At 69.4% G+C, this 7,641-nt stretch carries 5 protein-coding genes; 3 read left to right on the forward strand and 2 right to left on the reverse strand.

Going from position 1 to position 7,641, the window contains the following annotated elements:
• Nucleotides 1-109: 109 nt before the first annotated feature.
• Nucleotides 110-1,453, reverse strand: coding sequence for an Hsp70 family protein (locus PMI01_RS04060; RefSeq protein WP_007663370.1), 1,344 nt, complete (start codon nt 1,451-1,453; stop codon nt 110-112).
• 122 nt (nt 1,454-1,575) lie between these two features.
• On the opposite strand from PMI01_RS04060, the gene PMI01_RS04065 reads away from it, so the two are divergent.
• Nucleotides 1,576-2,394, forward strand: coding sequence for an alpha/beta hydrolase (locus tag PMI01_RS04065; RefSeq protein ID WP_007663372.1), 819 nt, complete (start codon nt 1,576-1,578; stop codon nt 2,392-2,394).
• Between the two features lie 225 nt (nt 2,395-2,619).
• Nucleotides 2,620-3,798, forward strand: a complete 1,179-nt coding sequence (locus tag PMI01_RS04070) for an NAD(P)/FAD-dependent oxidoreductase (RefSeq protein WP_035034466.1) — start codon at nt 2,620-2,622, stop codon at nt 3,796-3,798.
• A 120-nt stretch (nt 3,799-3,918) separates the two neighbouring features.
• On the opposite strand, the gene PMI01_RS04075 is transcribed toward PMI01_RS04070, so the two are convergent.
• A complete protein-coding gene (locus PMI01_RS04075; RefSeq protein WP_007663380.1) occupies nt 3,919-6,183 on the reverse strand; it encodes a DEAD/DEAH box helicase in 2,265 nt (754 codons plus the stop codon).
• A 472-nt stretch (nt 6,184-6,655) separates the two neighbouring features.
• Between PMI01_RS04075 and cysT the strand changes: the two genes are divergently transcribed.
• Nucleotides 6,656-7,525, forward strand: a complete 870-nt coding sequence (gene cysT, locus PMI01_RS04080; RefSeq protein WP_007663382.1) for a sulfate ABC transporter permease subunit CysT — start codon at nt 6,656-6,658, stop codon at nt 7,523-7,525.
• The last annotated feature ends 116 nt before the right edge of the window (nt 7,526-7,641 follow it).

Consider the following 7,641-nt stretch of genomic DNA (forward strand, 5'->3'; position numbering starts at 1 on the left):
GGCGGCTCGCTGCCGCTGCACATCAACGGCGTGCTGGTGGGCGGCCTGGCCGTGGCCGACGTCTCGCACGAGGCGGCCGACGCCTGCGCGCGGGCGGCGCTGGCAAGGTTCAGCGATCGGGTGAGGTAGCGAGCGAGCGCGCGCGCTCGCTCCACAGGTCCAGGTCGCTTTCGCGACCGATCAGGGCCAGGCCCGAGGCGATGGACTCGAACTCGCCGCCGCTCTCGATCTTCGCCGCCCCGAACCGGCGCAGGAAGATGTCGCGCACCGCCGGGACAAACGAGCTGCCGCCGGTCAGGAACACCCGGTCGACGCCGTCGGGACCGAGGCCCGAGCGTTCCAGGGCCTGGTCGACGGCGGTCTCGATGGCCTTCAGCTCCGGGGCGATCCAGCCCTCGAAGTCGGCGCGCCTGACGTCCTTCTCGATCAGCACCGAGCCGGCCTCGAAGCGGAAGGTGGCCTCCTCGCGGCTCGACAGGGCTTCCTTCAGGCTGGAGACGGCGCGGTAGAGGGCGTAGCCGTGGTTGTCGTCCAGCACCTCGATCAGCCGGGCGATCTTCTCCGGCTCGACGGCCGTGCGCTCCAGGGCGCGGATGTCGCGCATGTCCTTGGACGCCCGCAGCAGGGCCAGCTGATCCCAGCGGGCGAAGGCGGTGTAGTAGCGCTGCGGGATCGGCAGGCGGTTGTCGAAGGCCTTGTAGAGGCTGCCCTTGCCCAGTTCCGGCGAGACCAGCTGGTCGATGATCCGGTAGTCGAAGGCGTCGCCGGCCACGCCGACGCCCGAGCGCGCCAGGGCGGTGGAGCGCAGTTTTCCATCCGACCGCTCGAACCGCACGATCGAGAAGTCGCTGGTGCCGCCGCCGAAGTCGGCGACCAGCACGGTGGCGTCCTCCTTCAGCTGGCGGGCGAAGAAGAACGCCGCGCCGACCGGCTCGTAGGCGTAGCGGATGTCGGTGAAGCCCAGGCGGGCGAACCCGGCCTCGTAGCGTTGCAGGGCCAGGGCCTCGTCGGGATTGCCGCCGGCGAAGGTCACGGGGCGACCGACGATGACCCGCGGCGGCAAGTCGGCCATGGCCGCGCCGCCGTGCTCCTTCAGCTTCAGCAGGAAGGCGCCCAGCAGGTCCTCGAACAGGTAGCGCTTGTTGAGGATCTTGGTTTCGGTGAAGGCGGCGCTGGCGGCGAAGGTCTTGAACGACTGGATGAAGCGGGTCTCCAGCGGGTCCTCGACATAGGCCTCGATCGCCCAGGGCCCGGCCTCGACCACCCGTTCGTTGGGGCGACCGTCCGTGCCCATGATCGCATGGAAGCTCAGGGCCGAGCGGAAGGCGAAGATGTCGCCGGACGCGGTCGGGAACTTCACCAGCGTGGCGGGGCCGTCGCCATGGGCCATCGAGACCACGGTGTTGGTGGTGCCGAAATCGATACCGATCGTCGGCTGAGTGGCGGACGTCATGGGAGGAGCCTGGGCGGGAAGAGGGCAGGGTTCCTAACGCCCCAGGCGCTGGCGTCAAGCGTGGGGCGACGCTTTGCGCGAACAGTCCTTGGCGATCGTCGCCGCATGGCTAAGACTTGGGCATGTATCGCAGACGATTCCTGACCGCCATGGGGGCCGCCACGGCCGCCGCCGCCCTGGTTCCGACCCTGGCCCACGCCGTGACGCCGGACGGGACCTTCATGGTCGCCAGCCGCGTGTTGGGCGGCGAGCGCCGGATCAATGTCGCCCTGCCCAAGGGCTATGCCGGCTCGAACCGGCGCTTCCCGGTGCTCTACCTGCTGGACGGCGGCGTGAAGGACGAGGACTTCCCCAAGATCACCGACTTCGTCGCGGCGCTGATCGCCGAGGGCAAGCTGGCGCCGATGATCGTGGTCGGGATCGAGGGTGTCGACCGCAAGCATGACCTGACCCATCCGGCCACCTTCGCCGACGATCTCAAATTGCTGCCCCAGTCCGGCGGTTCCGCCGCCTATCGCCGGTTCCTGGTCGATGAGCTGCGGCCCTGGGTGAAGGCCCGCTACCGGACCGACGGCAAGAGCGGCCTGATCGGTGAGTCCCTGGCGGGCCTGTTCGTGGTCGAGACCTTCCTGCGCGAGCCCCAGGCCTTCGACGCCTATCTGGCGGCCAGCCCCAGCCTGTGGTGGGACGACCAGAGCCTGTCGCGCCAGGCGGCGGATCTCCTGAAGGCGGGGAATTTCAAGGGGCGGCGGCTCTACCTGTCGATCGGAAACGAGGGCACGACCATGCAGGAGGGCGTCGATCGCGTGGTGGCCGCGCTCAAGGCGGCGCCGCCCAAGGGGCTGACCTGGCGCTACGAGCCGATGCCGGCTCAGCAGCATTCCACGATCTACGACCCCTCGGCCAAGGCCGGCCTGCCCTGGCTGTTCCCGCCGCATTGACGCGTCTTTCTCGCGACGAGCCAACCCACGGTCGTCATTCCCCGACTTGTTCGGGGACCCCAAGCCGCTTTGGCCGAGTCCGCTTGGGTTCCCCGCATAAAGCGGGGGATGACGGATGGGGAGGCAAGGCCTTCATGAGGGGGCCTGTTCGCGCAAGGCTGGCCATCGCATTGACTTCCCGGCCGCCCTCCTGTCGATACGCCCCTCAACAGGAAGGGCTTGGCCTTGGAAGACTTCGACGTCGTGGTGCTGGGCGCCGGCGCGGCCGGGATGATGTGCGCCATCGAGGCGGGCAAGCGCGGCCGCTCGGTGCTGGTCGTCGACCACGCCAAGGCTCCCGGCGAGAAGATCCGCATCAGCGGCGGCGGGCGCTGCAACTTCACCAACATCCACAGCGCCCCGGCCAACTTCCTGTCGGCCAATCCCAAGTTCTGCGTCTCGGCCCTGCGCCGCTATCGGCCCAGCGACTTCATCGCCCTGGTCCAGAAGTACGGCATCGCCTTCCACGAGAAGGCCCTGGGCCAGCTGTTCTGCGACGGTTCGGCCCGGCAGGTCATCGACATGCTGCTGACCGAGATGGACAGGGCCGGCGTCACGCTGCGGCTGGAAACCGAGGTCAAGGGCGTGGCGCGCGACGGCGAGGGTTATCGCGTCAACCTGTCGTACGGACCCGTCACCTGCCGGTCGCTGGTGGTCGCCACCGGCGGCAAGTCGATCCCCAAGATGGGCGCCACGGGCCTGGGCTACGAGATCGCCCAACAGTTCGACCTGACCCTGACCGAGATCCGGCCGGCCCTGGTGCCGCTGACCTTCGAGGTCAAGACCCTGGAGCGCCTGGCTCCGCTGTCGGGCGTGGCGCTGGATACGGTGGTGGCCAGCGGCAAGACCAGGTTCGCCGAGGCCATGCTGTTCACTCACCGCGGCCTGTCTGGGCCGTCGATCCTGCAGATCTCGTCCTACTGGCGCGAGGGCGGTGAGATCAGCGTCGACATGGCGCCGGGCGTCGACGTGTTCGCGGTGCTGAAGGCGGCGCGGGTCGCCACCCCGAAGCGGGCGCTGTCGACGGTGCTGGCCGAGATGCTGCCCAAGCGCCTGGCCCAGCTGATCGCCGAGGACGCCGGAGCCTATGGCAACCTGGCCGACTGCTCGGACGTGCTGCTGCGCGGCGTGGCCGCGACGGTCAACGCCTGGACGTTCAAGCCGGTGGGGTCGGAGGGCTATCGCACGGCGGAAGTGACGCTGGGCGGGGTCGACACCGACGGCCTGGACTCGCGGACCATGGAGGCCAAGGCCGCGCCGGGTCTCTACTTCATCGGTGAGGTGGTGGACGTCACCGGCTGGCTGGGCGGGTACAATTTCCAGTGGGCCTGGGCGTCGGGATGGTGCGCGGGGCAGGCGGTTTAGGCGCCGCCTACTTGCCCCCACCTGACCGCTTCGCGGTCTGTCCGCCCCCATAGGGGGCGGAGCCGAAACTCTTCCCCCCAAGGCGCGGAGGGGGCAAGTGATCACCCCCTCGACACCAAACTACTTCTTCTTGAACGGCGCCTTGCCGCCGGCCGGCTTCTTGCCGAAGGCGGGTTTCGCGCCAAACGCCGGCTTGGCGCCGAAGTCGCTCTTGGCCTTGAAGGGCTTGGGGCCCTTGAACGGCTTGGCGGGGCCCGCGCCGGTGTCGGCGCGCGGCTTGCGGAACGGCTTCTCCGGCGTGGCGGCCGGATCGTAGGGCACGCTTTCGCGGTCGGTGCGCGGGGCGCGACGCGGGGCGGCCTCGGCGTAGGCGCGAGGGGCTTCGTCACGCGGCTTGAAATCGCGTTTGGGGCCTTCGGCGCGGGGCTTGAAGTCGCGCTTGGGGCCGTCGTCCCGGTCACGCGGCTTGTAATCGCGCTTGGGCTCCTCGCCGCGGGCGTAGGGCTTGGCGTTGCTGACGCCGTCGGCGCCGTAGGACGACGGACGCGGGCTGCTGTCGCGCGAGCCCGGAGCGTTGGCGCGCGGACCCCGGGGACCGGCGTCATCGCGCGGCGGACGCGGGGCGTATTCGCGGCGCGGGGCGTCGTGGTCGTCACGCGGCGGACGGGGCGCGTACTCCTTGCGCGGACCCGAGGCGTCCCGGGCGGCCGGGGCCGTGGTCGGGGTGATGGTGACGTCGTCGCGCACGGTGGCCTGGACGGCGGCCCCGAACTTCACTTCCGCCTCGGCCGAGATCTCGAACTTGGTGTCGTAGTCGAAGATCCGGATCGAGCCGATGTCCTTCTTGGTGATGTGGCCCAGGCGGCAGATCAGCGGGATCAGCCACTTGGGGTCGGCGTTGTTGCGGCGGCCGGTGTTGAGGCGGAACCAGGCCGAGTTGGCCATGTCGGCGCGCGGTTCGCGTTCCGGACGATCGCCGAAGTCGCGCGGACCACGGTCGGCGAAGCGGTCGCCGCTGTCGTTGGAGCGCGGGCCGGCGTCGCGCGAGCGCGGGCCGGGATCGGCGCCGTGGCGCGGGTCGTCATAGATCTCTTCCGGCGCCGGCAGCTTGGCCCGGCGGGTGCGGATCAGGGCGGCGGCGATTTCCAGCGGCGTGCGCTTGGCCAGCATGGCCTCGGCCAGGGCGGTGTCTTCCTCGACCACGGCCTCGTCGAAGATCGGATCGTCCAGCAGGCGCTCGGTGTCCTTGAGGCGGATCTCGTCGGCGGTCGGGGCGCCGCCCCACTGGCCTTCGACGCCGGCCGCCATCAGCAGCTGCTCGGCCTTGCGGCGGCGGGTGTAGGGCACGACCAGGGCCGAGACGCCCTTTTTGCCGGCCCGGCCGGTGCGGCCCGAACGGTGCAGGAGCGTCGCCTTGTTGACCGGCAGTTCGGCGTGGATCACCAGGCCCAGGTCGGGCAGGTCGAGGCCGCGGGCGGCGACGTCGGTGGCGACGCAGACGCGGGCGTGGCCGTCGCGCAGGGCCTGCAGGGCGTCGGCGCGTTCACGTTGCGACAGCTCGCCCGACAGGCCGACGACGGCGAAGCCGCGCTCGCGCAGTTTGCTGTGCAGGGCGCGGACGCTTTCGCGGGTGTTGCAGAACACCAGGGCGCCGGGGCTTTCGAAATAGCGCAGCAGGTTGACGATCGCGTGCTCGGTCTCGTTCGGCGCCACGCGCACGGCGCGGTATTCGATGTCGCGGTGCGGTTCGTTGCGGCCGATGGTGTCGATGCGGATGGCGTCGTTCTGGTAGCTCTTGGCCAGTTGCACGATCTCGCGCGCCAGGGTGGCCGAGAACAGCAGGGTGCGGCGCTCAGCTGGAGCGGCGTCGAGGATGAACTCCAGGTCCTCGCGGAAGCCCATGTCGAGCATCTCGTCGGCCTCGTCGAGGACGGCGACCTTCAGGGCCGACAGGTCCAGGTGGCCGCGCTCGATATGGTCGCGCAGGCGGCCGGGGGTGCCGACCACGATGTGGGCGCCGAAGTTCAGGGCCCGCTGCTCGCGGCGGGCGTCCATGCCGCCCACGCAGTTGACGACCACGGCGCCGGCGTCGGCATAGAGCCAGGTCAGCTCGCGATTGACCTGGATGGCCAGTTCGCGGGTCGGGGCGATCACCAGGCACATCGGCAGGCCGGCCTTGCCCAGCTTGTCGGCGTCGCCGATCAGGGTGGTGGCGGCGGCCAGGCCGAAGGCGACGGTCTTGCCCGAGCCGGTCTGGGCGCTGACCAGCAGGTCGCGGCCTTCGGCGTCGGCTTCCAGCACGGCGGCCTGGACGGGGGTGGGCTCGAGATAACCTTGAGCGGCAAGAGCCCGCTCAAGAGCGGGGTGGGAGGCGGGGAAGGGCATACAGGTCCAATTCGGTTCAAGCGGACGGCACACACACACGTGCGGCCCGCACCACGACCAAATACGACCCCCAAACGGACCGTGTTCTTGGTCAATATCTTCGAGAATAGACCGTTTTCGTCCGGATGCCGATGAGGGCAGGGCGAAATGGGTCTGATGGGCGGCCTAAGGAGGCCAAAACCGTTCGGAAAGCAAGGGCTCGGGGGAAAGATTGCTGCGGTGCGGCAATTTGGGTTCGGTAAAGCCCTCCTGAACCCTCTCCCCATGGGAGAGGGGCAAGTCTGTCGTCCCAAACGCCTCCGAGAGTTTTTCTGCAAACCCCGTTTGGCTAACTCTGTTGACCCCATTGGCGGGCTGGGGATTTAAGCCGCCTCAGCTTCACAACGTACCGGCGCCGTTTGACGGTCTGGCGCGTTTCCTCCTTCATGGCTCCGCTGGAGCCCGACGCCGGATACTGGACGACGATCACCCGATGACCGCCGAGACGATTTCCGCGCCCCGTCACCGACCTATCCGGCGCCCGCTGTTTCGCCGTCGCTCGGCGATTCCGGGCTTTGGCCTGACCCTGGGCGTCACCCTGACGATCCTGTCGCTGATCGTGCTGATCCCGCTGTCGGCGGTGGCCATCAAGGCCTCGGCGCTGTCGCCGGGCGAGTTCGTGGCCGCCGCCTTTTCCGAGCGGGCCATGGCGGCCTATCGCCTGACCTTCGGCGCGGCCTTCGTGGCGGCGGTGATCAACGGGGTGTTCGGCGTGCTGACCACCTGGGCCCTGGTCCGCTACGAGTTTCCCGGCAAGGCCGTGGTCAACGCCCTGGTCGACCTGCCGTTCGCCCTGCCCACCGCCGTGGCCGGCATCGCCCTGGCCACGCTCTACGCGCCCAACGGCTGGGTCGGGCAGTATCTGACGCCGCTGGGGATCAAGGCCGCCTACAACCCGGTCGGCGTGACCATCGCCCTGATCTTCATCGGCCTGCCGTTCGTGGTCCGCACCCTGGAGCCGGTGATGCGCGACCTGTCGGCCGACGTCGAGGAGGCCGCCGCCAGCCTGGGGGCCGGGCGCTTCGACACCATCCTGCGGGTGATCCTGCCGGCCCTGGGTCCCGCCTGGCTGACGGGCTTCGCCATGGCCTTCGCCAGGGGGATCGGCGAGTACGGCTCGGTGATCTTCATCGCCGGCAACATGCCCTACAAGTCGGAGATCGCGCCGCTGCTGATCATCATCCAGCTGGAGCAGTTCGAATACGCCAACGCCGCCGCCATCGCCCTGGTGATGCTGGCCGTGTCGTTCCTGATGCTGCTGGTCATCAACGCGGTGCAGGCCTGGGCCCGGAGGTTCTCCTGATGGCCCGGTCCAAGGCGCGTCACCCGACCGAGGATCCCGTCTGGGCCAAGGCCGTCATCATCGGCCTGATGCTGGCCTTCCTGGGCCTGGTGCTGATCCTGCCGCTAGCGGCGGGG

This window comes from Caulobacter sp. AP07, from assembly GCF_000281955.1.
Taxonomy (GTDB): Bacteria; Pseudomonadota; Alphaproteobacteria; order Caulobacterales; family Caulobacteraceae; genus Caulobacter.